Origin of the sequence: Noviherbaspirillum galbum (assembly GCF_010974945.1) — a bacterium.
Taxonomy (GTDB): Bacteria; Pseudomonadota; Gammaproteobacteria; order Burkholderiales; family Burkholderiaceae_D; genus Noviherbaspirillum; species Noviherbaspirillum galbum.
In genome coordinates this window covers 113,952-137,629 of record NZ_JAAIVB010000085.1, presented here as the reverse complement: position 1 = coordinate 137,629, position 23,678 = coordinate 113,952, and the positions used below count along the sequence as shown (strand labels likewise).

Here is a 23,678-nt window from a genome sequence, read left to right as displayed (position 1 = left end):
CAAGCATCTTGCGGAGAGCCGGCTCGGCCCGCTGGCAGGGGGCCGGCGGACAAGTTGCGCTTCCATTTACAAGCATGGAATCGCATCCTTGTCATGTTGCATTTTTAAGGTGACTACACCAAAAGGCTCTGGTATAAGCTCAACAGGATAGGTTTCCCCTCGGAAAAATTCATCCCGGATTCGTATGTCAATTGCCCAGCCCACGGGGAGCGGTCCCCTGCAAAAGAAGCTCACGAACGACTTCGTCACCGCCAACCGGGCGCATGCTGCGCACAAGGCGACTTTCAGGACGTTTACCGACGAGGAAATCAGGCGGCTGTGCACGTTTGCTCCCCCGCAGACCTACGATGCATGGATCAAGGCAACGAATGTGGACGGGATCATGTCGACCCGCCTGCTGCAGACGACCAAGAGCCGCGGCGAGCGCCTGCAGCGGGTCGACCGGGCCTACAAGGCGTGGATCGAGTATGCCGGCCCAGACGGCATTACCCACGCCGGCAACGCCGAGAACCTGATGAATGCGTTGCAGACCTACATCGGCGTGGCATACAGGCTGGGCGGCACGGTTGCGGAGACGAGCGTCGTCAGCAGGGATTACCGCGACGCCCGCAACCGCAACAACGTGATCACTGACACCCTCAGGCTGACCCAGCTGATCAACGCCCTCAGGGATTCCAGTCCCGCCTCCAACGAGGAGGCCCGCAAGATGACGCGCAAGATGATGCTGACCTTGCTCGCCAACATCGACGTCGAGTGGAACTGGGTCGGGGATTCGATCGTCGGCGCCCTGACGATTCTTCCGGTCGCCAACACCCTCGTGGACAGGTCCAACCAGAAGATGGCCGCCGAAATCATGGAGGTCGTGGAAGGCGGCGTCGCCACCGTCGCCGGCGGCATCTACACGGGATATACGCAATATACCGAGTATGGAAAGCAGGGTAACGGCGTCCTCAAGTTCCTGAAGGACCAGTTCAAGAAGTTCGCGGCCTGGGTGGTTGACAAGCTCAAGGACAAGTTCCCGGGCAGGCTTTCCGAACTGGCGGACCTGGTCGGCAAGGCACTGGGCGTCGTGTTCAAGTTCGTGGCCAAGGAAGCCGCCGATTTTGCAGGGGGCGCCGCCGACATCGTGCAAGGCCTTGCCAGCCTGATCGAAGATGCATGGACGCGCCGCAGCATCACGATCCAGCAGTCCGAACTCGTGACCAGCGATGGCGCATTCGCCCTGATCCGGGCTGGCATCGACAGTGGCATCGCGCAGCGCCAGGTGATCTCTTCATGGAAGATCATCAAGGGAACCATCTCCGTCGCGGTCGCGGCAACGACGGCAGCGGCGGCACACAAGATCGCGGACCTGGTGCTGGCAGGCTTCGAGTTCGTGTTCAAGATGCTCTATACCTTGTTCGAGGAAAGACGAATCAAGGCATTCCTGCTTGAAGCAAAGACCTTGTGGCGCAACATGAGCAACGCCCCCGCCGCGCCCGCTGCATCGACTGCCTCTGCACCTGCGTCCGACGCGGCACCAGTGGTCGTGCCGCCCGCTTCGCGCGGCACCATGCCGGAATTCAAGGCAGCGCATTATTCTCCGGATGACTTCCTGCACAACCGGCGCGCGGCTTACCTGAATTTCCTGTATTCGATGACCAAGGCCAGTCCCATCATGGCCGCCATCGTCATGAACTCCGGCATCTTTGCCGACAAGGATGACGTCTTCCATGCGGCGACGCCGCGCAGCACCGATGACGTCGGCCGCGCCGCCGAGCATATCGCCACCCTGAAGGCGGAAGCGACGCGCTTGATCAAGGAATGCAGCTTCAATGTGAAGCCTGCTCCGGTCAGCGTACTGGCTGGCGAGTCCAACGCTGATTACCAGAGGTTGTTGAACAATGTGAAAGGCGCGACCCAGCCGGTGCTGGTGACGGCGTAAGCCGATCAACGGAATATTGCAGTTCAACCGCCGTCAATGGACCGGCCTTGCCAACCGGTCACTTGAATCTCGATGGCAACATGCAGGACTGAGAACGCGTCTTGGCTTGGTTTTCCCGCTGATATTTCCAGCGAAGAAAAGTGCCCGTTTCATGGCCCCGCGCGATTTAGATCAAAGCGGCTGCAGCCAGAAAGCGGAGGATGAAGGCATCGATAGACGATTCCCGCCACCGGCGAACCCGGCTTATCGCTTCCGCGATGGCAATTCCGGCATGACGCGTTCAGTAGGCCCACGGCCACGCAACGTCTAAAACAGGGCGAGAGCGCCCTGCCCTTCTCAGCTTTTCCTGTCCGCGCCCGCCTCCTGCGCTGCTGCATGAGCGCGCCAACGGCTCGTACCCAGGGTGCGGGCTTTTACAAAGGTATTTTCATGAACCAGCAAATTTCTCCTACCCTGACCGATAGTGGCGTCCTTTTCACCGTAACGGTCGATTCGCTCAGGCATCAATGTCTTATCCAAAAGGATGCTCTCATGCAGCTGACCGGCTCGCAGCCCGGCAACGCTGACTTGGACGAGATGACGGTATTCCGCTCGTTCGAAGGCAAGATCAGCGGCGTGGCGAGGCGGCTTGTCGCGGCCGGCGTGCAGGGTGGACCGCTAGTGCTGACGCGCAATACCTTTGCGGCCCCGCCTGTCGCATCCTGACCCGGGCTGGCCTCCCTCTCGCCGTCCATGGCCGGCCACTGTGTTATAGTGGCCGGGCATCACGCCACGTATCCGGCTGGGTGCATGTCCTTATTCACAGTCACGCGTCCAATGCGGCGATGATGCTTCGCGTGATCCTTGCAAGCCGCCCCTGGCTTGGCGCTGACATGTTTCGCGCCATTCATGTCGTCCAGCGTCCTTTTGGAAGCACGCCTGCTGGACTTTTTTAATCACTCATCTTTTTTCGTTCTGGCTCCCGGGAAGTTTTACGGTTCCAGGTTGTCTCTGCGCGATTTAAAGCTATGACAAACATATTGGAACATCCATGTCTAAAGAAGACCTGCTTGAGATGATGGGCCTCGTCACCGAAGTCCTGCCCGATTCACGCTTTCGCGTCGATCTGGAAAACGGTCACCAGCTCATTGCCTATACATCCGGCAAGATGCGGCAACACCATATTCGCATCCTTGCCGGCGACAAGGTTTCGATCGAAATGTCGCCCTACGACCTGAGCAAGGGCCGCATCACCTTCCGTCACCTCGAAAAACGCGATGCCGCAGTTGGCCGTTTCCAGCGTCGCCGCTGATCAATCGATGCGCTCGAGCGCTTCCTTGAAATAACGGGCACGCTCGACATATTCGTTGCCGTTGCGGCGCATGCCTGAAATGGCTTCCTCGCTCAGCTGCCGTACCGCCTTGGCCGGTGCGCCCAGGATCAGCGAGTTATCCGGAAACTCCTTGCCTTCCGTGACCACCGCGCCGGCGGCAACCAGGCAATTGCGGCCGATGACCGCGCCGTTCAGCACGATGGCCTGGATGCCGATCAGCGTCCCTTCCTGAATGATGCAGCCATGCAGCATCGCCTGGTGCCCGACCGTCACGTCGTCCCCGATGGTCAGCGGGAAGCCGGGGTCGGCGTGCAGCACCGCTCCCTCCTGCACGTTCGAGCGCCTGCCGATGGTGATCGGTTCATTGTCGCCGCGAAGCACCGCGCCGGGCCAGACGCTGGTGCCTTCCTCCAGCCGCACGTCGCCAACGAGCGTCGCCTCGTCGGCGACGAATGCGGAGGGATGCACGACTGGCTGCTTGCCGCCTATCCGGTATTTGGCCATGACGCTCTTCTCCCGGTTCAGGCCGCGCGGTCTTTCCTCAGCGAGGAAAGAATTTCTTCGGTGTGCTCGCCGGCGGCCGGCAAGGGACTGCGCACGCCCGGGCGGCGTCCGCCCATCAGCAGCGGCAGGAGCACGACATCGGTGCTGCCGCCGTCTTCCGTCTGCATCGGCACCAGGCCGCCGCTGGCTTTGAGGTGCGGGTCATCCAGCAGTTGCTCGGGTCGGACGATGGGCGCATATGGGATGCCCGCGGCTTCGAGACGCGGCGCCAGGTCACCGGCCTGGTGGTCCTTCAGGATCGCGCCGAGCTGCTCCAGCAGCTGCGGGCGAACCGCCACGCGCGAAGCGTTGTCCGCATATTCCGGCACATCGAGCAGTTCGGGGTGGCCAAGCAGGTTGCATAGCGTGACGAATTGCTTGTCGCTGACCGCGCCGATGAACAGCTGCTCGTCGCCGGCCAGCGTGAAGACGTCATAGACGCTCCACGCCGATACGCGCGAGGGCATCGGCGGCGGCGGCTCGCCCGTCATCGAGTACTGCTGCATGTGCTGGGCGGCGAGCAGGACGCAGTTCTCGAACAGGGCGCTCTGCACTTCCTGGCCGCGGCCGGTGCGGTCGCGTTCGCGCAGCGCGGCCAGCACGCCGATGGCGCCGAACATGCCACCCATGATGTCGTTCACTGACGTTCCCGCGCGCAGCGGCCTGCCCCTGGGGCCGGTCATGTAGGACAGGCCGCCCATCATCTGCACCACTTCGTCCAGCGCGAGCCGCTTCTCGTAGGGCCCGGGCAGGAAGCCCTTGTGCGACACGTAGATCAGCCGCGGATATTTCCTCGACAGTGTCGCGTAGTCCAGTCCGAGCGAGGCCATCAGGCCGGGACGGAAATTTTCCAGCACCACGTCGCAGGAGCCGATGAGTTCCGTGGCGGTTTCGCGGCCCTCGGGAGTATTGATGTCGAGGACGATGCTTTTCTTGTTACGGTTGAAGGTCCGGAAAAAGCCGATGCCCAGGCCAGGCAGCTTGCGCGTCTTGTCGCCGCCCGGCGGCTCGACCTTGATCACTTCGGCGCCGAGGTCGGCGAGGATCATGCCGCAGGTCGGGCCCATGACCATGTGGGTGAACTCGAGCACGCGCAGGCCGGACAAGGGCAAGCTGTCATCGGATGGATTGGTGGTGTTCATTGCAACTCCTTATGCCGCGTTTTATGCCGCGTTCGCGACACGTGTTTGTTCAAAGGTGCGCGGAAGGCCGGCCTTCCACAGCGCGCCATGCAGGGCTTCGCCGTCGAGCCAGCGCGCGATGTCGCTGCGCAGTTCGAGCAGGGCGGGCAGATCGATGCCGGTGCCCGCTCCCATGCTGTCGAGCATGTAAGCCAAATCTTCGGTCGATGCGTTGCCGGATGCGCCCGGCGCATGCGGGCAGCCGCCGATGCCGGCGAGCGAAGCATCGAAGCGATTGACGCCCGCTTCGAGCGCGGCATATACGTTGGCCAGCGCCATGCCGCGCGTGTCATGGAAGTGTCCGCACCAGAAGCGGTCGCCCGCGATCCGGACTGCCTGCTCGAAGAGTTCCCGCACCGCGCGCGGATCGGCGAAGCCGACGGTATCGGCCAGGCTGACGCGGTCGGCGCCCGCGTCCAGCGAGGCCTGCATCAAGCGCAGGACTTCCGCGCGCTCGACCTTGCCTTGCAGCGTGCAGCCGAAGGCGGTGCCAACCCCGCCCTCGATCAAGGTGCGGGAACCGGCTGCGTCCCGCGCGGCGCGGATGCGGGCCACTTCGGCGACGACGTCGTCCGGCGTCTTGCGCAGGTTGGCCAGGCTATGTGCATGGCTGGCGGACAAGGGAACGATCATCAGGTCGGCGGCGCCGTCGATGGCGCGCTTCGCGCCTCTGAGATTGGGTACCAGCACCGAGGCGAACAGCCCGGGCAAGGTCTTCGCGCAGGCAAGCAGTTCGGCGGTGTCGGCAAGCTGCGGCAGCAGTTTCGCCGGCACGAAGGAGCCGACCTCGATCTCGCGCACGCCGGCGGCGTGCGCGCGCCTGAGCCATTCGAGCTTCTGCTCGGTGGGCAATATGGTGGCGATGCTTTGCAGGCCATCGCGCAAACCCACTTCGCGGATGGTGACGTTGGCGGGAAAATTAGCCATCTTGGATACTCCTGGACCTCTCGATTCTTTACGGTCTTTTGCGAATGGGGAAGGATCAGTGCGAGATCTCTTCCAGCGACTTGCTGTTGGTGGCCGGGCCGAACAGGCCGATGACGATCATGACGATCACCATGCAACCCACGATTGCGGCAAACACGCCGGTGACGCCGTGGTCACGCAGCAGGTGCGCGATCACGAAGCCGGAGAACATCGCGCCCAGCCGGCTGAAGGAATACACCACGCCTGCGGCACGAGCCCGGATGCGGGTCGGAAACACTTCGTTCTGGTAGGTGTGATAGCACAGCGACAGCGTGGAATTGAACAGGTTGATCAGCACGCCGAGAACGATCAGCAGCACCGGGTTGGCGGTCTGGGCAAACAAGGTACCGATGGCGGCGATCGCCCCTGCGCAGATGACGATGAGCCACTTGCGCTGGATGCGGTCGGCGACCGTCATGGCAAGCAGCGGTCCGACCGGGCTGGCGATGGCGATGACGGTGGCATACATCAGGCTCTTGGTCACGAGCACGCCCTTGGCGATCAGCAGGGTCGGCACCCAGTTGGCGAAGCCGTAGTATCCGATTGCCTGGAAGAAGTTGAACACCAGCAGCATGAGCACCCGGGAACGGTAAGGCCCGGTCCACATCTCGAGGAAGCCCGCGGTTTCCACCGGCGCTGCCTCGATCGCCTTGGCGGGCGCGGGCAACGGCCTGCCGGTTTCGGCGGCAACCTTCGCCTCGATGGCGCTGACCACGCGGTCCGCGTCCGCGCCGCGGCCATGCTGCACCAGCCAGCGCGGGGTTTCCGGCATGGCCTTGCGCAGGAAGCCGACGATGATGGCGCCGCACGTGCCGATGAGCACGATCCAGCGCCAGCCGTCCAGGCCGAGAGGCGCTTGCGGCACGAGGAAGGACGCCAGCAGGGAAACGATGGGCGCGGCGGTGAACATGATGGCCTGGTTCAAGGCGATGGCCTTGCCGCGCATGTGGGCCGGAACCATTTCGACGAGGTAGGTCGTTACCGTGACGATTTCCACGCCAAGCCCGATGCCCGCGATGAAACGCCAGATCAGCAATCCTTCCGGCGTGTTCTGGAAAGCCATGATCGCGGAAGCGACCGAATACCACACCATGGCGCCGGTGAAGGCCGAGCGCCGGCCGAAGCGGTCGGCAAGCCGGCCGCAGAAAAAGGTGCCGACGAACAGGCCCGCAAAGGTGGCGGCGATGAAGCCGGCGATGCCGGTATAGCCGAAGAAGGTTTGGGTGGTGGTCGTCAGCAGGCCCGCCTTGGCCAGGCCAGGGGCGATGTAGCCGGTAAAGATCAGGTCGTAGAACTCAAACCATCCGCCCAGCGACACCAGCCCGGCCATCTTCCAGAAATGACGGGTTGCCGGCATGCGGTCCATGCGCGCGGCGATCGTCCCGGCCGTGTGCGCCGACGACTGGGCGTCGTCCTGGCTGGTTGATCCGGCTACGCCGGACGGCGGCGTCCCGGCCAACGCGCCGGGATAAGTGACAGACTTCATTTTGTCTCCTCGGTTAGGTGTCAACATCCACCCTGAAGCAATGCAATGGTTTCTGAACGGCTTGCCCTGCGGAATCCTCGGAGCGCTCCGCGCAGGAAGCACTCATCGGGATGCCTTGACTATTTTTGATTAACAGGCGAGTGTTCCCATTCTAGGGATTCTGCAGATCCGGAAAAGTGATATTTTGGAAGCACTTGGATTCCAAATCGGAATCCCTGGACAACGGAGGGAGAAGGCAACGACCATGCGGGACATCGATATCAAGACCTTGCGGCTGCTGGTGGCAGTGTGCGAACACCAGAACATCAAGCACGCGGCCGAGCAGGAGCACATCGAGCCATCCGCGATCAGCAAAAGGATTGCCCAGCTCGAGGGATCGCTGGGAACGGCGCTGCTGGTGCGTACACGGCGCGGCGTGCAGCCGACGCCGGCAGGGATGGCCTTGCTGGAACATGCGCGCACCATCCTGTTCACGCTGGACCGCATGGCAAGCGACATTACCGCCTTCAGCGGCGGCGTACGCGGCCACGTGCGCGTCGTGGCCAGCACGTCCGCCATCGCGGAAATGCTGCTCGACGATGTGGCCGCATTCATGCGCGACGAAGCCAATCGCAACGTGAAGGTGGATATCGAGGAGGCCCTGTCGCGCGACATCGTGCAAGCGGTGCTGGACGAACGTGCCGCGGTGGGAATCTGCTGGGACCAGGCCGATTTCAAAGACCTGACGCACCTGCCTTACCGCGCGGACCAGCTTGCGCTGGCGGTACACGAGAGCCATGAACTAGCGGGCCGAAAACGCATCGCCTTTGCCGACACGTTAACCTACGAGCACGTCGGCCTGCACCCGAACTCCGCGGTATACCCGATGCTTCAGCGTGCCGCTGCCCAGGCGGGCGGCACGATAGCCTACCGTGTCGTCGTATCGAACTTCGACGCCGCATTGCGCGTCGTTGCCGCCAACCTGGGCGTGAGCATCATCCCGATGCAGGTTGGTTCAAGCTATGCGTCCAAGGTGAAGTTGATTCCCTTGTCCGACGCCTGGGCCAAGCGCCAGTTCGCGGTATGTTTTAAAAGCCAGGAAAAATTGCAGCCGCCGGCGTTGCGGCTGGTGGAATACCTCACGTCGGCCAACAAGGCGACTTGATGCAAGACCGCGGCGACGGCTGCAACGGCCTTGGTGCCCCAAAACCCAAACCTGCACTACCACGCATCACACAGGAAAATTCTCCCATGACCACATCCGCTGCCGAAGCCTTGTTCAACTCACCGGCCGTCGCAACCCTCCGCGCTGATCTGGCGCTGGCACTACGCGCCGCCGCGCATCATGGACTTGGCGAAGGCGTCTGCAATCATTTCAGCATTGCCTTGCCAGGCAATGATTCGCTGTTCCTGCTCAATCCGCGAGGGTTGCTGTGGAGCGAGGTGCAGGCGGACGACATCGTGCTCATCGACGAGCACGGAAACAAGCAGGCCGGACGCCATGAGGTCGAACCGACGGCGATGTTCATCCACGCCGCCATCCATCGGCTCGCCAGGAAAGCCTGCGTGCTGCATACCCACATGCCGCATGCCACCGCACTTACCCTGACTGAAGGCCGGACCATCGACACGACGCTGTCGCAGAACGCCATGCGTTTCCATGGCCGCATCGCGGTCGACGAGCACTACAACGGCCTGGCGCTGGATGCCGCGGAAGGCGAACGGATTGCGGGCGCCATGCATGGTGCCGATGTCATCTTCCTCGGCAATCATGGCGTCGTCGTGTGCGGGGAGCGCATCGACCATGCCTACGACGATCTCTATTACCTGGAGCGCGCATGTGCCGCCCAGGTCCTTGCCGAGTCGACTGGCCGGCGCCTGCGGCCGGTCGATGAATCGATCGCCCGTCGCGTGGCGGCGCAAACGCTTGGGGAGCGCTTGCAATCCGAGCTGTTCTTCGAAGCGCTGCGGCGATCGCTCGGCTAGCATCCGGCTGGCGCGGCGGCAAGCATGGATGCAAGGAATTCCCGCGCTACCTTGTCCGGCATTGATCAGACGCAGAGCGGCATTCGGGCATGCTACTAGGATCAAATTCCTACACCGCGACAAGATGGAGGTAGACATGCCAAAGTTTGTTATCGAACGCGAGCTTCCCGGGGCGGGCAAGCTGTCGGATGCGGAATTGCAGCAGATCTCGGCGAAGTCTTGCGACGTGTTGCGCAAACTTGGTCCGGAGATACAGTGGCATGAAAGCTATGTCACCGACGACAAGATCTATTGCGTCTACCAGGCTCCGAACGAAGCGGTGATACGCGAACATGCCGCGCAAGGCGGGTTTCCTGCCAATAGCATCAATGCGGTGCGCAGGGTGATTGATCCCTCGACCGCCGAAGCCCGTCCCTGATCATTGGATCTCGTGCGGTCGTCCGACCGCACTTCCGGCGCTCTCATGCCCCATCTCTCCATGGAATGGACCCTGGACTTCGCAGTGTCCGGCTCCACCGGATGACTTAGGGGCGTGAGGCGTCATTAAGCCCTGCCTCGGTCTTGCCTTAACCCCGTCCCTTGGCCTTTCACTGCCGGCAAAACGGCAAAGCCGTCTGTCTGTTTAAATCGGCCTTTGCCGATAGTTCCGTATTTTGATCTGAAGCGATCCACTTGCTTTAGGTTGATAAATCTCAATCGATTAGCTTTGTCTTGGACAAAATGTTGACGGCTGGAAAGATCAATGCGAACATACGCCTTAGTTTCCTTAGTGAAACATTTATCCAACAAGCAGGTCTTCATTTACCAATCTATTTTATTCGGGGAAAAAGAGCATGAGCGGTCTGGAACTGGTCTCCTTCGGCAAAGCCGACATCGATAACGTTCTCAAGAAAATGGCTTCGGGTGACATAGACAAACTTGCGTTTGGCGCCATCGAGCTGGACAGGAACGGCACGGTTTTGAAGTACAACGCCGCCGAAGGCGCAATCACGGGCAGGAACCCGGCGGCGGTGATCGGCAAGAACTTCTTCCGCGACATCGCGCCCTGCACTGCCACGCCAGCGTTCAAGGGTGTTTTCGAGCAAGGCGTCAAGGACGACAACCTGAATACCCTGTTCGAATATGTGTTCGATTACCAGATGAAGCCGACGAAGGTGAAGGTGCACATGAAGAAGGCGCTGAGCGGCGGCAACTTCTGGATCTTCGTCAAGCGGATCTGATCATGCAAGCGAGCGCAGGCAAGGCGGAGGCAGGCATTGCGGATTGGTGGGAAGACGGGCATGCCATGCATCGCTTCGTCTGCGACCTCGTCGCTTCGGAACTGGCCGCCCTGCGCCCCGCAGGCGTCGCCTTGCCTGCCCGTCCCTGGGCCGGCGGGCTGGATGTCGTGCAGGATCTCGGCGCGGACTCGCTTGAACTCCTGTCCATCGCGACGGCATTTGCCGAGTGCCTGCACATGCATGAATCGGGACTGGAGGATTACCTGCTTGCCCGGACGACGATCCAGGATTGGGTTGGCATCGCGCAAGCCGCACTGCGCCATTTCTCCTCGAGGCTGACCTTTCGTACTTCCGGCAGCACCGGCACGCCGAAGCCATGTAGCCACCCGATGGCGACGCTGGAGCAGGAAGTCCGGGAACTGGCACTGCTTTTCCCTGGCCGCCGGCGCCTGCTCTCGGCCGTGCCGAGCCATCACATCTATGGTTTCCTGTTCACCGTTCTGCTGCCGCGCGCGCTCGGCATCGACGCCGCCCAGATCATCGACCTCCGCGGCAGCTCCCCTGCCCGCCTCGCGCGTCAACTGCAGGCCGGCGACCTGGTCGTGGGCCATCCGGAATTCTGGCGTGCCTCGGCAAGACTCATGCACGGGGTGTCGGCCGATGTCGTCGGCGTGACCTCTACCGCCCCCTGTCCCGATACGGTAAGCCATGCGCTGCAGGAAGCCGGCCTGGACAGGCTCGTGCAGATCTATGGCAGCTCGGAGACGGCAGGCATCGGCTGGCGTGATCGCCCAGAGTCTTCCTACCGGTTATTCGGGTACTGGAAAAAGGCCGGCGACGAGGACAACCACATCGTCCGCGCCTTGCCGGAGGGAGGGGAAGTGCGATACGCCTGCCCCGATCTCATGCGCTGGACGCGGGCCGACGCATTCTTGCCGGCCGGCCGGCTCGACAACGCGGTCCAGGTCGGCGGGATCAACGTATTCCCGTCGAAGGTAAGGGAGGTGCTGATGCGGCATCCGGATGTGCTCGATGCCGCCGTCAGGCTGATGCGTCCGGAAGAAGGCAATCGCCTCAAGGCATTCATCGTTCCGCGCGCGCCTGACATGGACCGCACGCAATTGCACGAGCGCCTGACCGGCTGGGCGAGCGGTCATTTGTCGGCGGCGGAGCGTCCCAAGGCATTTTCATTCGGAAGCGCCTTGCCCAGGAGCGAGCTGGACAAGCAGCGGGATTGGGACATCGTTCCGGTCATTCATTGACTGGCATGTGCCGAAGGCGGCTGGAACAAAGATTGCGGCTAGTCCTTCGCCGCCGGCGCCACCGATGCCCCGCGTATCCCGTGCCGCGACAGCGCTGTGGCAACGAATCCCTCGGCCTTCATGCGCTCGACGAACTGCGCAAGAAAAGCCGCCGCCTCGGCGCCCCGGCTCTTCGGCGTGCCCATCGCCTGCCGGATCACCATGAAGCGTTCGTTCAGGAGGCGCAGGCCGCCGATGCGCTGTGCATCGGCTTCGAGCTGCTGCTTCACGCCCGCGGCCACCTCGGCGCCCTGCTCCAGGAAAGTGTCGACCACTGCCGGCGACGTCGGCGAACGCAGGATGCTCGCATGCTTGAGGGTGCGCGTCAGGTAAAGGTCGTAGGCGCTGCCCTTGCCCACCATGACACGGTTGGATGCAACATCGACCTCGTCGTTGGAACGCAGCGGCGAATCCTGTTTCACGAGGTAGTAGCCTTCGATCAGCACGTAGGGTTCCGTGAAGGCGATCTGCTCGCCGCGCGCCGGGTCGATGGCGAAGAAACCGATGTCGGCCTGTTCCGAGACGACGACATCCACCGATTTCCCGGCAGCGTCCACCACCACGAGTTCCAGCTCGACGCCAAGCACCCTGGCGAACTCGGCCGCCAGGTCCACCGAGACGCCGGCTGGCCTGCCGGACGCATCGGCATTCGCCAGGATGGGGTTGCCGAGGTTGATCGATGCGCGCAGCTTGCCGGTCGGGGCGAATGCCTTGAGGAGGGAGCCTGGTGTGTTCATGGAAGTTTGGGCAGGTCAGGGGGAATTTCTTTGCGCGCGAAGAACGTCTTCGATCTTTGCCAGCGAGGACATGGTGTGCAACAGGTGTTCACGGATGAAGGCAGAGGCTTCGTCGTTCCTTTCGCGTTCGAGAAGATCGAGGATGTGCAGGTGCTGGCGGCAATGTTCCGGGTAGCGCTCGCGCTGGGCCATCGAGCGGTAGGACAGCAGGCGCCGCACGCGATTGACGCGCTGGATGGTGTCGATGAAGAAGGCATTGCCCGATGCTTCCACCAGGCTTTCATGGAAGCGCACGCCGCGGTCGTGCAGCTCGTCGGCGGTGGCGGATTCAATGCCGCCATGAAGCAGGCGCAGCTCGGTGGCGCGGCATTGCTCCAGCACGCTGCGCTCCAGCCGGAAGCCGGGCTCGAGCAAGGCGGCCGGCTCAAGGGCCAGGCGCAGGCGGTACGATTGCAGCAGGCTGTCCGGCGTGGTCAGCATGGCGGAAAACGCCCAGCCATAGCCGGGCTTGCGTTGGGCCCATCCCTCCTTCGCGATGCGGCCCAGCACGGCATTGAGCTGGGTGGCGGTGAGGTCGTAGCGCGTCTTGATGAGCTGCTCGGAAAACTCTTGCGGCAGGCTGCCGCGCAATAGGTCGTCGGCAATCCGGAAGTAGGTGCCGGTGACCACGTCGGATTCGGCCAGGCCCAGGTGGCTGACGATCTCGGACATCGATTCCGTCAGCGGCCTGGCAACGAAATAGCCGCGCCGATGCTCGCGCGTCACGATGCCCTTTTCGTGCAGCAGCGCGAGGGCATCGTTGACCGGCTGGCGCGACACGCGCAGCCGGTCAGCCAGCATCTGGGCCGGCAGGTGGCGGCCGGCATCCCAGGCTTCCGTCTTGATCAGTTCGACAATCTGTTTCGTGATCGATGATTCCACGCTCATGACATTCATGGTTCCCGGGCCGGTGAAGCCGTCCCCTCCGCCGCATTATGACCCGGCTTGCGCCGAGATGGTGCCGCGCAGGATGTGGGGAATCACCCCGCCCTGTCTCAGCAGCTCGGTTTCCAGGCGGGTTTCCACCGCCGCCGTCGCCTCGAAGGACTCGACCGTTCCGTTGACGCGCACCAGGCGCACCGGCACCTTGCAGCGCGGCTCCATGCGTTCGGGCAAGGCCTCGATCTCGATCCGGTCGCCCGGCGCGATGCGCAGCGCCGCCGGAGACAGTTCGCCCGGCAGCCGAAGCGGCAGGATGCCCATGCCGATCAGGTTCGAGCGATGGATGCGCTCGAAACTCATGGCGAGCACCGCGCGTATGCCCAGCAGGCGCTGGCCCTTCGCCGCCCAGTCGCGCGACGAGCCCGTGCCATAGCGCTCGCCCGCCACCAGCACCACCGGCGCGCCTTCCCGCCGGTAACGCGCCGCGACCTCGAAGATCGGCGCCACCTCGCCGCTGGGGACATGCAGCGTGTGACCGACCGGCGCCAGCGGATGCAAGAGGTTGCGCAGGGTCTTGTTGTAGAAGGCTGCCCGGACCATCACTTCCCAGTTGCCGCGGCGCGACGCGAACACGTTCAGGTCGTCGCGGTCGTCGCCCTTGTCCACCAGGAAATCCGCGACGAAGCTGTCCTTCGGAATAGCGCTGGCGGGCGAGATATGGTCGGTCGTGATGTCGTCGCCGAGCACGAGCAAGGGATAGGCCGCGTAGGCGCCGAGCTGGCTGCCTTCTGCCAGCGAGGCGAACGGCGGACGCCGCAGCGCGGTCGATGCCGGATCCCAGGGAAAGCGCGGCGCGACGGGCACGTCCAACGCATGCCATTCCGGGCTGCGGCTGGCCAAGGCGAAGGCGCGCGGGAAATCGCCCCTCTCGACGCCCCGTTCGACGCATTCCGCGATCTCCTCCGGCGCGGGCCACAATTCGTGCAGGTAGACCGGCTTTCCGTTGGGCGTTGCCTGGACGGGGTCCTGGCTCAGGTCGATTTCCGCATTGCCGGCAAGGCCGAAGGCGATCACGAGCGGCGGCGACATCAGGAAACCGAGGTTCAGGTCGGGATGAACGCGTCCCGGGAAATTGCGGTTGCCCGAGAGGATGGCCACAGGCTGGCTTTCGCCGTCGGCGATCGCCCGCTGGATCGGCGGCGTCAGCGGACCGGTGTTGCCGATGCACGTCGCGCAGCCATAGCCCACGATACCGAAGCCAACGGCTTCCAGATCCTCCAGCAGTCCGGCACGCCGCAAATATTCCGCAGCGGCGGGAGACCCGGGCGACAGCGAGGTTTTTACCCAGGCTGGCACCCTCAATCCCAATGCGCGGGCGCGGCGCGCGACCAGGCCGGCGGCGACCAGCAGCGCCGGGTCGGAGGTGTTGGTGCAGCTGGTGATGGCGGCGACCGCGACCGGGTGGCGCGGCAAGCCGCCGGCATGGCGCGGCATGAAACCGGCGCCCTCCAGCGCCCGGGCCGCCTCGCTGTAGTCCAGCAGATCCTGCGGCCGCCGCGGCCCGGCAATGTGCATGCGGATCGCTGCCAGGTCGATGTCGACCACGCGGGTGTAGACCGGCTCGTTATCCGGATCGAACCACAGGCCGTTGCGCTTCGCGTATGCCTCCACCATGGCGACATGGACTTCGCCGCGCCCGGTGCCGCGCAGGTAAGCCAGCGTCTGCGCGTCGACCGGGAAGAAGCCGGTGCTGGCGCCATACTCGGGCGCCATGTTGGCGACGACCGCGCGTTCGCCTGCCGACAGCGCCGGGACGCCGGGCCCGAAGAATTCGACGAACTCGCCCGACACGCTGATGGCGCGTAGGCGCTGCGTGACCGTCAGCGCGAGGTCGGTGGCCAGCACGCCGGCCGGCATCCTGCCGCGCAGGCGCACGCCGATCACGTCAGGCACGCGCAGCATGGTCGGCATGCCGAACATCACGGTCTGCGCCTCCAGCCCGCCCACGCCCCAGCCCAGCACGCCGATGCCGTTGATCATCGGCGTATGGCTGTCGGTGCCGATCATCACGTCCGGCACGACCCAGCGTTCGCCGTCCCGCTCTTCGGTCGTGACCACGGTGGCAAGCTGTTCCAGGTTGATGGTGTGCATGATGCCGGTGCCGGGCGGGTGGATGCGCACGCCTTTCATCACGGTCGAGGCCCAGCGCATGAAGCGGTAGCGCTCGCCGTTGCGGCGCATCTCGGTGGCGAGGTTGAGTTCGAGCGCGTCGCGCCGGGCGAAGAATTCCACCGCCAGCGAATGATCGACCGACACGTCCACCGGCAGCCCGGGATTGAGCAGCGCCGGGTCGTGGCCGGCTTCGGCAAGGGCATCGCGCATGGCCGCGATGTCCACCAGGGCCGGCGTGCTGGTGGTGTCGTGCATCAGCACGCGGCACGGCTGGAACGCGATTTCCGCCTCGCTGGTGCCGCGTTCGAGCCATCCCAGGATGGCGTTGATGCCCGCCTGCCGCTCCTCGCCATCCGTGTGACGGAGGATGTTTTCCAGCAGCAGGCGCAATACGACCGGCAGGCGGGTCAGCGCGGCGCCGCATGTTCCCGGCAGGTCGGCAAGACGGTAGGACTGTTCCTGGTAGCGAAGGTACGCAGGCACCATCGAAGTGGTGGGGGCAAAAATATTCATGCATTTATTCTTGCATATTTAAAGAAATATATGCAAGATAAAGAAAAGAAAAAACTGCCCCGCACCTGGAGACATGGAATGAAAAGCAACAAAACAACTAATCCCCTGATCGTTTCCCTCGATAAAGACGCCCCGCTGCGCCGGCCCTCGCCGCTGCACCGGGACCAACGCCGCCTGATGCTGAAGGCGGTCGCCGCGGCCTCCTTGGGGCTGGCTGGATGCACGTCCGTCACCCCCTTTCCCGGCCCTTTTCCGACAACCCGCTCCAAAGGATTTCCGATGTATGCATACGTAGGCTCGCGTACGACACGCGAACGCAACGCCCGCGGCGAAGGCATTACCGTCTTCAAGGTCGACCAGGAACACGGCCGGCTCGACCAGGTCCAGCTGCTGCGTGACCTGGTCAATCCGTCCTTTCTCGCGCTGGACAAGCGCGGCGAGCACCTGTACGCGGTGCACGGCGATCTCAGCGACATCAGTGCCTTCCGGGTCGACAAGGCGTCGGGCAAGCTGCAGTTCCTTAACCGCCAGAGCACGCGCGGCAAGAACCCGGTCCACCTGGCGATCGATCCGAGCGGACGCTACGTCGTCGTCTCCAACCATCTCGGCTCGAGTCTTGCCGTGCTGCCCATCCGGCAGGATGGCGCGCTGGACGAGGTCACGCAGCTCGTGACCCTGGACGGACCGCTGGGACCGCACCGCGTGGAGCAGAATCTGGCCAAGCCGCACTTCAATCCCTTCGACCCCGGCGGCCGTTTCGTGATCGTGCAGGACAAGGGACTGGACCGTACTTTCTCTTTCCGCTTCGCCGACGGCAAGCTCACGCCGGCCGACTCGCCGTTCGTGATTTCCCGCGAAGGCGCCGGACCGCGCCACATGGCCTTCCATCCGAAGCTGTCCATGGCGTATGTGGTCAACGAGCTCGATTCCACCGTCACGTCCTATGCGTATTCCGCCGCCAATGGCAGCCTGGCGCCGAAGCAGATCCTGTCGACCCTGCCGGAAACCTTCACCGGCAACAGCCGCGCTTCCGAAATAGAGGTCGATGCCAAGGGCCGCTTCCTGTATGCATCCAATCGCGGCTATGACAGCATCGCCGTGTTCGGCATCGACCCGGCCAGCGGCTTGCTGCATGCGGTCGAGACAGCGCGGACACAAGGCAAGACGCCCCGCTTCTTTGCGCTCACGCCTGACAACCGCTTCCTGTTCGCACTGAACGAAGACAGCGACAGCATCGTCTCCATGGCGATCGACCAGGACAGCGGCAGGCTCATGCCGACCGGCTTCTCGGTCCAGTCCGGCAGCCCGGTCTGCATGGTCTTTTCTTCGAATGCCTGACGGCGCGGCCCCACTTCAAAAAGGACGCCGTCTTCGCTGACGGCGGCAACGACATGTCTTCATCCCATTCCATCGACGAGCAGGCCCTGGTGCGGAAGATCACGTGGAAGATCATTCCCTTCGTGTTCATCCTCTACGTGATTTCCTATCTCGACCGCGCCAACATCGGCTACGCCGCACTGCAGATGAACAAGGAGCTCGCGCTGTCCAGCGAAGCCTTCGGCTTCATCTCCGGCATTTTTTTCATCGGCTATTTCTTGTGCGAGGTGCCGAGCAACATCGCATTGAACCGCTACGGCGCACGCGTCTGGATCGCGCGCATCCTCCTGACGTGGGGCGTGATCTCGGTAACCTGCGGCTTCGTGCAGAACGCCACCCAGTTATACGTTCTGCGCTTCCTGCTGGGAGTGGCGGAAGCGGGCTTCTTCCCTGGCATCATCGTCTACCTGACGTTCTGGTTCCGGCAGAAGGAACTCGCGACCACGGTTGCGCTGTTCACCGCGGCCATCCCGGTGTCGTACATCATCGGCGCGCCGCTGAGCACCTGGATCATGGATAACGTGCACTGGCTGGGGTGGAGCGGTTGGCGCTGGATGCTGGTGCTGGAAGGGGTGCCCGCGGTGCTGGGAGGCGTCCTGTGCTTCCTGTACCTGATCGACAAGCCCCAGGATGCGCCATGGCTCTCGCGGCAGGAGAAGGACTGGCTGCTGGCGGAACAGGAAAAGGACCGCAAGGCCCGGCCCGCCGCTATCCATTTGAGCTTGAAGAAGACGCTCGCCAATCGGCGCGTGCTGTATCTGTCGTTCATCTACTTCGTCTACCAGTGCGGCAGCCTCGGGACGGGCTACTGGATGCCGCAGATCATCAAGGCGTTTTCCTCATCGCTGTCGCATACCCAGGTCGGCCTGATCGCGATGGTGCCCTACCTGTTCGCGACGATCGTGATGGTCTACTGGTCGCGCAGTTCGGACAAGCGCAACGAGCGGCGCCTGCACTCCGCCCTTCCCCTCGGCCTGGCTGCCGCGGCGATGTTTGCCACCGGCCTGGTGAAGGATCCTTATCTTGCGACCGCGATGATCAGCCTGAGCCTGGCTGGCCTATATGCCTTCAAGTCGCCGTTCTGGGCCTTGCCGACGCTGTTCCTCTCGCGCGAAACGGCCTCGGTGTCGATCGCCGTCATCAATTCGATCGGCAACCTCGGCGGCTTCGTCGGTCCCTTCTTCATCGGCTACGTCAAGGGCGCGACCAACAGCGCCACCACCGGCCTGATGCTGCTCGCCGGCCTGGTCGTGGTGTCGTTCTTCATGACCTTGCTGATTCGCATCGGCGATCACGCAGGCGCGCCGGCGCCAACCAAGGCCGCCGCCCGCTAAGCCGCTCGCCTTTCATCGTCATCGGATCTGATTTCCTCTGTGCCGGAAACGGCGCGGAGCGGGTCCCTGCACGCCGGTCAGGACCAATCCGGCACGTTCATTCACAACTTCAAGAGAAACCAAGTCAAATATGAAATCATCCGCAATTGCAATCGGCATGTTGGCGCTGACGTCAGGAGCCGCATCCGCCCAGACCAACGTAGCGCTCTACGGCATCGTCGATCTCGGCGTGAAATACGAGAAGGGACTGTCGACGGCAGGCGGAACGTGGGCAGTGGCCTCAGGGCAGCAGTTCGGAAGCCGCATCGGCTTTCGGGGGACGGAAGATCTCGGCGGCGGCCTCGCTGCCGACTTCTTGCTGGAAAACGGTTTCAATGCGGATGACGGCAGCCTGAACAATGGCGGCCGCCTGTGGGGCCGGCAGGCATGGGCAGGACTGCGGGGCGGGTTCGGAAGCCTTTATCTTGGCCGCCAATACAGCGCAACCTATAACGCCTTGAATGCGATCGATCCCTTCGGACTGAACCAGGCTGGAGACGCGCAACGTGTTTATGGCTACGGACTGGGCAAGGTCGATCCCATCTCGCGTTCCGACAACACCGTTACCTATGCCACTCCCATCTTGAATGGATTCAAGGCTGCGCTGGGACACAAGTTCGGCGAGACCGCAGGCGCCTTCAACGCGGGCAGCAGCAAGTTCATCGGCTTGTCTTATGTCGGCGGCCCCTTGAACATCCAGGCAAGCTACCAGAATACCGATGGCGTGGCCCTGGGGGCGGCAACGACACAGCTTGGTTCGATCATCGTGCCCGCCGGCCTTGGCGCGGCGACGGTCACCGTCAAGAACGCATTCATGGGCGGGATGTACGATTTCGGTTTAATAAAAGCGCACCTTGGCTATGGCGATACCAAGCTTGGCGCGGTTGGAACGACGACCATCCGGAACTACCTCGTCGGCGCAAGCGCGCCCGTCGCCGGCGGCACTGCCATCGCGTCATGGAACCGCACCAATCTGCGCGACATCGCCGCAGGCGCGTCTAACCAGTATGCTTTTGGCTACTCATATCCGCTCAGCAAGCGTACGAACCTGTACACCTCGGCAAGCTATACCCGTAACGACGGGGGCGTACGCCTGAGCGCCGCATCGAACGGCGACAGTGCCCGCGAATTCCAGGCAGGCATTCGTCACGTTTTCTGATACGGCCATCGTTGATGCCTCCAGTACCTTCCATTACCGCACTTCCTTCAACACACGATTGATTGGCGGCCTGGCATCCCGCAAGACCCGGTGCGAAGAAAAAGGGCCCGCACGTTCTCCCACCGGTTCATGATTTTCAACGCTGACGTCCGGCTTCTCCCGGGCGCATCCCAAGGTGTCGGGTCCCGCCATTCACCTCGCAAGGAAACTGTCGGACCCGCGCCGGCACATCATCCGACCCGTCTTGTGAAATGATCATCGCCTTCGTGGCTTAGATCAAATTTTCCCTTTTATTTCAACGGTTTATCTTCGCCGCCCGGCACGCGACCACGCCTGGCACGGTCCTCGCAATATACCGATCAAGCGCAACACAAGGCGCCCACCACCTCAACCACCATCACTCTGGAGTAACACCATGACTGCACTGACCATCAAGGACATCACCACCGCTGCCACCCTCGACGCCAAGGAAATGACCGCCGTGCGCGGCGGCATGGGCTTCCCCGCTTCCTGGGGCCCGCAATTCAGCTTCACCAAGGACCAGTTCAACTTCACCGCCGACCAGAAACTGGGCCAGTCGCAGAACACCCTGGTCAACAACGGCAACAACGCCGCCTTCGTCTCGGACATCACGTCCAACGTGCATCCGACCCAGAACGGCTCGAACAACATCAGCCTCTGATCGTCAGACCAAACCCAACATCGACCACCGCCTTATCCATACCCTTTACCGGAGAATGACCATGACTTCCCTCGCCATCAAAGACATCGCTACCGCCACCGACCTCGACAGCGCCGACATGACCACCGTGCGCGGCGGCACCTGCTCCTACCCCATGCCTTCGCTGCCTTCCTGCTACGGCATGCCGTCGCTGAGCGCCAAGTCCAGCGACTTCAACTTCAACGCCACCCAGAGCCTGGGCCAGTCGCAGAACACCGAAGTCAATAACGGCAACAACGTCGCCTTCGCCTGCGGCATCACCAGCAACGTCAACCCGACGCAGTGCGGCAGCAACAACATCAGCATCGGCCACTAAGCCAGTCGTTTCCTCACCAGGAGAACAGCATGTCGAACCTGCAAATGAAGGACCTGGCCAGCGTCGAGGAACTCGATGGCCGCGCCATGGCCGAGGTGCGCGGCGGCAATGACGCCGCAGCCGCCTGGCTCAAGCAGATGGGGCCGGTGGCCAACGTGAACGTGGGCGTGAACCAGAACATCACGCAACTGCAGAACGTCGAGGTCAATGCCCTGAACAACGTGGGTGTAATCGGTGCCGGCTTCGTGGCGCCGAACCTGACGGTCAGCCCCTCGCAGTGGGCCGCCGCCAACCTCGCACTGTAAGCACTTCCGCGGCGGCATGGCGCCGGCCCGAGCAACTTCCGTTAGCCGGCGCACTTGCTTCAATGCAGAAAAAAGGCGGCCCCATGGGGCCGCCTTAGCTGCACCAGCCTCAGCCCCTAACCCAGAGGCTGAGGCTGGGCCTTGTCGTCGGGCGCGGCGTCATAGGCATCGATCGCGACGGGAGTTGCCGAGTCCGAGGCCCCGTTGATCAGCGCCAGAACGCCGGCAACGAAGCTGTTGCCGGCAGTCGCATTTCCATTTGCGGCTGGCGTGGTTCCGGACCCGCTTGCTCCTGAAGATGCCCCGGTCGCCGTGCCGCTGTTGTTGGCAAGATTCGCCACCGGGGTATCGCTGCCGCCGCAGGCAGTCAGGAGCGTCGCCGCGAACGCCAAGGCTGATGCCTGAAAGATGATTTTCTTCATGGCACCTCCTCATTGCCCGGCCGTGCCGGATGTCGCTGCCGAATCCGTACCGGCGCGATTGCCCGGGATCGGCGGATTCAAGTACGGAAAGCGGCTTAGGTAGCTATCGGCATTCTTGCGCACGCCATCGGTGAGCGGAAGGCCGCCAGCCGGCGCGTCAGCAGGCTTGCACCCTACCTTCAACGCATCATTGTCTCCCGTCAGTACGCAAAGGGCGCCCATCGCCACCCGCAGCGACAGGTCCGTCACATCATCGGCGGGGCGGCGGCCGTTCGGGAAGCCCGCGTTGTCACCGGCCGCGACACCCATCGGGTTCTGGGACGCCACGGGCGTCGGGGAGATCGACGTATTCAGGCGCATCATTTCAGATGCCACGACATTCTTCGGCTGGTTCAGGCCGGACAAGCCCTTCAGGAAGACCGTCACGAGGTCGGTGCGCGGGAAGTTGGTCGGGGCCTTGGCCGCGGGGAACAAGGTTTGCACCAGCGCTGGCAAGGTAGGATTGGTTACGTAGTTGGCAAACTGGGCGTCGTCTGTCGGCTTGGAGGCATTGAAGCGGTCCTTGTCGTCCATGCCGATGACCACTTCATTCACGAGGGGCATGCCGAGGCGGGACACCTGTGTCCACGCGCCGCCTTCTTTCGCGGCATTGTTGAAGCCGGACGGAGCGGGATTGAGTAGGCGGCCTTGCCGCACGCTCGCCGTGGTCCATGCGCCGATGACAGGGTCGTCCTGGCTGGCCACGCAGGAGATCGGAATCTCCATGGCGATGGCGCTGACGTTCTTGCCTTCCAGGTTATTCTCGTTGCCGCCGTACTCGGGGCCGAGCGGATTCAGATTGAACAGGTCGAAGATCTTGCCCACGGCGATGTAGAACGATTCCTTGCGCTGCCCTACAAATACCCGGGCAGGCGTATTGCACCCCGGGATGTTGACGTTATAGATATGCTTCTGGGCATATTGCTCGTACCCCTGCGGGAAGGTTTTTTCACCGATGTTGTCGGTTGGTTTGTCGAATTCGGCCGCACCGGTGCCGGCATTGGTGACAGCTGCGGCGCTTCCGGTCCTGCTGTCGCCGCGGACCGCATTGATGGTGTAGGTTTCGCGCACATTGAGCGTGGCCGGGTTAACGTCGCCAATAGGGCCGGCATTGAGCAGCGGAATCTTTACCTTCTTGTCTCCTACCTGCAGCGCCGCGCCTTTGGAGGTGTTCTTGAAACGGAACTGGAACGTAAGGTCTTCCTTGCCATCGCCGTTGTTGTCGAAGTGGATTTCGTACATCGCATTCTGATCGAACTGGTAGAAGTTGGGTCCACCGTACGGATCCTGGAACGGAATGTAGTTGGCCAGCACGGTGACATACCCCTCTCGCCCCTGCTCGTAACTCCTGAACAGATACAGGTCGGTCGCATCCACCTTGGGCATGTTGGTCAATGCAGGGGACTCCCGGTGGCTCGATGCGAACGCGGGATAGGCTGACAGGACCCACAGCGCCCCTGTCGCCATCACGACACTACACGTCTTCATTGCTTTTGTTACGCGCATGATCTATTCCTCGAATTGGTTGGTGTACTTGCAAACCCGCTCATGACATGACGCCGACGAATCACCGTCGACGTGGCCTGTTTGAAAAGCAAATCTGCTAATAGTTCGAGGTAAAATGACGAATTTGCCGATTTATCTGGTCGGGTGAGCGCCATTTATTCGCGAGCGCGCGATCATTTTTAGGCGTATCTAAAATGTTTTGACGAATTCGATAGCCGC

Annotated in this window: 23 protein-coding genes; 14 read left to right on the top strand and 9 right to left on the bottom strand. The window is 62.7% G+C overall.

What is annotated here, in order from left to right:
- Positions 1 to 184: 184 nt before the first annotated feature.
- From G3574_RS27260 to infA, 3 genes are all read left to right on the top strand, one after another.
- On the top strand, positions 185 to 1,924 hold the full coding sequence (locus G3574_RS27260) for a hypothetical protein (protein WP_163968717.1): 1,740 nt from the start codon (positions 185 to 187) through the stop codon (positions 1,922 to 1,924).
- Between the two features lie 429 nt (positions 1,925 to 2,353).
- Positions 2,354 to 2,629, top strand: coding sequence for a DUF1488 family protein (locus G3574_RS27255; RefSeq protein WP_163968716.1), 276 nt, complete (start codon positions 2,354 to 2,356; stop codon positions 2,627 to 2,629).
- Positions 2,630 to 2,954: 325 nt separating this feature from the next.
- Complete coding sequence (infA, locus tag G3574_RS27250; RefSeq protein WP_163968715.1) at positions 2,955 to 3,215, top strand: translation initiation factor IF-1; 261 nt, start codon at positions 2,955 to 2,957, stop codon at positions 3,213 to 3,215.
- On the opposite strand, the gene G3574_RS27245 is transcribed toward infA, so the two are convergent.
- The 4 genes from G3574_RS27245 to G3574_RS27230 are packed head-to-tail and all read right to left on the bottom strand — an operon-like array spanning position 3,216 to position 7,412.
- Positions 3,216 to 3,740: a gamma carbonic anhydrase family protein gene (locus tag G3574_RS27245; protein WP_163968714.1), complete on the bottom strand. Its 525-nt coding sequence runs from the start codon at positions 3,738 to 3,740 to the stop codon at positions 3,216 to 3,218.
- 17 nt (positions 3,741 to 3,757) lie between these two features.
- On the bottom strand, positions 3,758 to 4,921 hold the full coding sequence (locus G3574_RS27240) for a CaiB/BaiF CoA transferase family protein (RefSeq protein ID WP_163968713.1): 1,164 nt from the start codon (positions 4,919 to 4,921) through the stop codon (positions 3,758 to 3,760).
- A gap of 21 nt (positions 4,922 to 4,942) precedes the next feature.
- Positions 4,943 to 5,887, bottom strand: a complete 945-nt coding sequence (locus G3574_RS27235) for a hydroxymethylglutaryl-CoA lyase (protein ID WP_163968712.1) — start codon at positions 5,885 to 5,887, stop codon at positions 4,943 to 4,945.
- Positions 5,888 to 5,942: 55 nt separating this feature from the next.
- A complete protein-coding gene (locus tag G3574_RS27230; protein ID WP_163968711.1) occupies positions 5,943 to 7,412 on the bottom strand; it encodes an MFS transporter in 1,470 nt (489 codons plus the stop codon).
- A 244-nt stretch (positions 7,413 to 7,656) separates the two neighbouring features.
- Between G3574_RS27230 and G3574_RS27225 the strand changes: the two genes are divergently transcribed.
- The 5 genes from G3574_RS27225 to G3574_RS27205 all read left to right on the top strand — a co-directional run bounded on the left by G3574_RS27225 (position 7,657) and on the right by G3574_RS27205 (position 11,859).
- Positions 7,657 to 8,556 (top strand): LysR family transcriptional regulator, encoded by a 900-nt coding sequence (locus tag G3574_RS27225; RefSeq protein ID WP_163968710.1) that lies wholly within the window; start codon positions 7,657 to 7,659, stop codon positions 8,554 to 8,556.
- Positions 8,556 to 9,377 carry an aldolase gene (locus G3574_RS27220; RefSeq protein ID WP_407941718.1) on the top strand — a complete coding sequence of 274 codons (822 nt, stop codon included), beginning with the start codon at positions 8,556 to 8,558 and terminating at the stop codon, positions 9,375 to 9,377. Before G3574_RS27225 ends, G3574_RS27220 begins: the two co-directional genes overlap by 1 nt.
- 136 nt (positions 9,378 to 9,513) lie before the next feature.
- Positions 9,514 to 9,795 (top strand): DUF4242 domain-containing protein, encoded by a 282-nt coding sequence (locus tag G3574_RS27215; RefSeq protein WP_163968708.1) that lies wholly within the window; start codon positions 9,514 to 9,516, stop codon positions 9,793 to 9,795.
- A gap of 415 nt (positions 9,796 to 10,210) precedes the next feature.
- A complete protein-coding gene (gene pyp, locus G3574_RS27210) occupies positions 10,211 to 10,597 on the top strand; it encodes a photoactive yellow protein (RefSeq protein ID WP_163968707.1) in 387 nt (128 codons plus the stop codon).
- A gap of 2 nt (positions 10,598 to 10,599) precedes the next feature.
- Positions 10,600 to 11,859, top strand: coding sequence for an AMP-binding protein (locus G3574_RS27205; protein ID WP_163968706.1), 1,260 nt, complete (start codon positions 10,600 to 10,602; stop codon positions 11,857 to 11,859).
- A 38-nt stretch (positions 11,860 to 11,897) separates the two neighbouring features.
- Here G3574_RS27205 and G3574_RS27200 read toward each other — a convergent pair whose 3' ends face one another.
- The 3 genes from G3574_RS27200 to acnA are packed head-to-tail and all read right to left on the bottom strand — an operon-like array spanning position 11,898 to position 16,241.
- Positions 11,898 to 12,635, bottom strand: coding sequence for an ABC transporter substrate-binding protein (locus G3574_RS27200; protein WP_163968705.1), 738 nt, complete (start codon positions 12,633 to 12,635; stop codon positions 11,898 to 11,900).
- Between the two features lie 15 nt (positions 12,636 to 12,650).
- Complete coding sequence (locus tag G3574_RS27195) at positions 12,651 to 13,562, bottom strand: GntR family transcriptional regulator (protein WP_235953647.1); 912 nt, start codon at positions 13,560 to 13,562, stop codon at positions 12,651 to 12,653.
- A gap of 45 nt (positions 13,563 to 13,607) precedes the next feature.
- On the bottom strand, positions 13,608 to 16,241 hold the full coding sequence (gene acnA, locus G3574_RS27190) for an aconitate hydratase AcnA (protein ID WP_235953646.1): 2,634 nt from the start codon (positions 16,239 to 16,241) through the stop codon (positions 13,608 to 13,610).
- A 279-nt stretch (positions 16,242 to 16,520) separates the two neighbouring features.
- Between acnA and G3574_RS27185 the strand changes: the two genes are divergently transcribed.
- The 6 genes from G3574_RS27185 (at position 16,521) to G3574_RS27160 (ending at position 21,492) form a co-directional block, all read left to right on the top strand.
- Complete coding sequence (locus G3574_RS27185; protein WP_163968703.1) at positions 16,521 to 17,579, top strand: lactonase family protein; 1,059 nt, start codon at positions 16,521 to 16,523, stop codon at positions 17,577 to 17,579.
- Between the two features lie 53 nt (positions 17,580 to 17,632).
- Positions 17,633 to 18,952: an MFS transporter gene (locus G3574_RS27180; protein WP_163968702.1), complete on the top strand. Its 1,320-nt coding sequence runs from the start codon at positions 17,633 to 17,635 to the stop codon at positions 18,950 to 18,952.
- Between the two features lie 130 nt (positions 18,953 to 19,082).
- On the top strand, positions 19,083 to 20,150 hold the full coding sequence (locus G3574_RS27175; protein ID WP_163968701.1) for a porin: 1,068 nt from the start codon (positions 19,083 to 19,085) through the stop codon (positions 20,148 to 20,150).
- A 415-nt stretch (positions 20,151 to 20,565) separates the two neighbouring features.
- A complete protein-coding gene (locus G3574_RS27170; protein WP_163968700.1) occupies positions 20,566 to 20,832 on the top strand; it encodes a hypothetical protein in 267 nt (88 codons plus the stop codon).
- Between the two features lie 61 nt (positions 20,833 to 20,893).
- Positions 20,894 to 21,187 carry a hypothetical protein gene (locus tag G3574_RS27165; RefSeq protein ID WP_235953637.1) on the top strand — a complete coding sequence of 98 codons (294 nt, stop codon included), beginning with the start codon at positions 20,894 to 20,896 and terminating at the stop codon, positions 21,185 to 21,187.
- 29 nt (positions 21,188 to 21,216) lie between these two features.
- On the top strand, positions 21,217 to 21,492 hold the full coding sequence (locus G3574_RS27160) for a hypothetical protein (protein WP_163968550.1): 276 nt from the start codon (positions 21,217 to 21,219) through the stop codon (positions 21,490 to 21,492).
- Between the two features lie 116 nt (positions 21,493 to 21,608).
- Here the strand turns inward: G3574_RS27160 and G3574_RS27155 are convergent, their stop codons facing one another.
- Positions 21,609 to 21,914 (bottom strand): hypothetical protein, encoded by a 306-nt coding sequence (locus tag G3574_RS27155; protein WP_163968699.1) that lies wholly within the window; start codon positions 21,912 to 21,914, stop codon positions 21,609 to 21,611.
- 9 nt (positions 21,915 to 21,923) lie between these two features.
- Positions 21,924 to 23,459: a DUF4331 domain-containing protein gene (locus G3574_RS27150; protein ID WP_163968698.1), complete on the bottom strand. Its 1,536-nt coding sequence runs from the start codon at positions 23,457 to 23,459 to the stop codon at positions 21,924 to 21,926.
- Between the last annotated feature and the right edge of the window lie 219 nt (positions 23,460 to 23,678).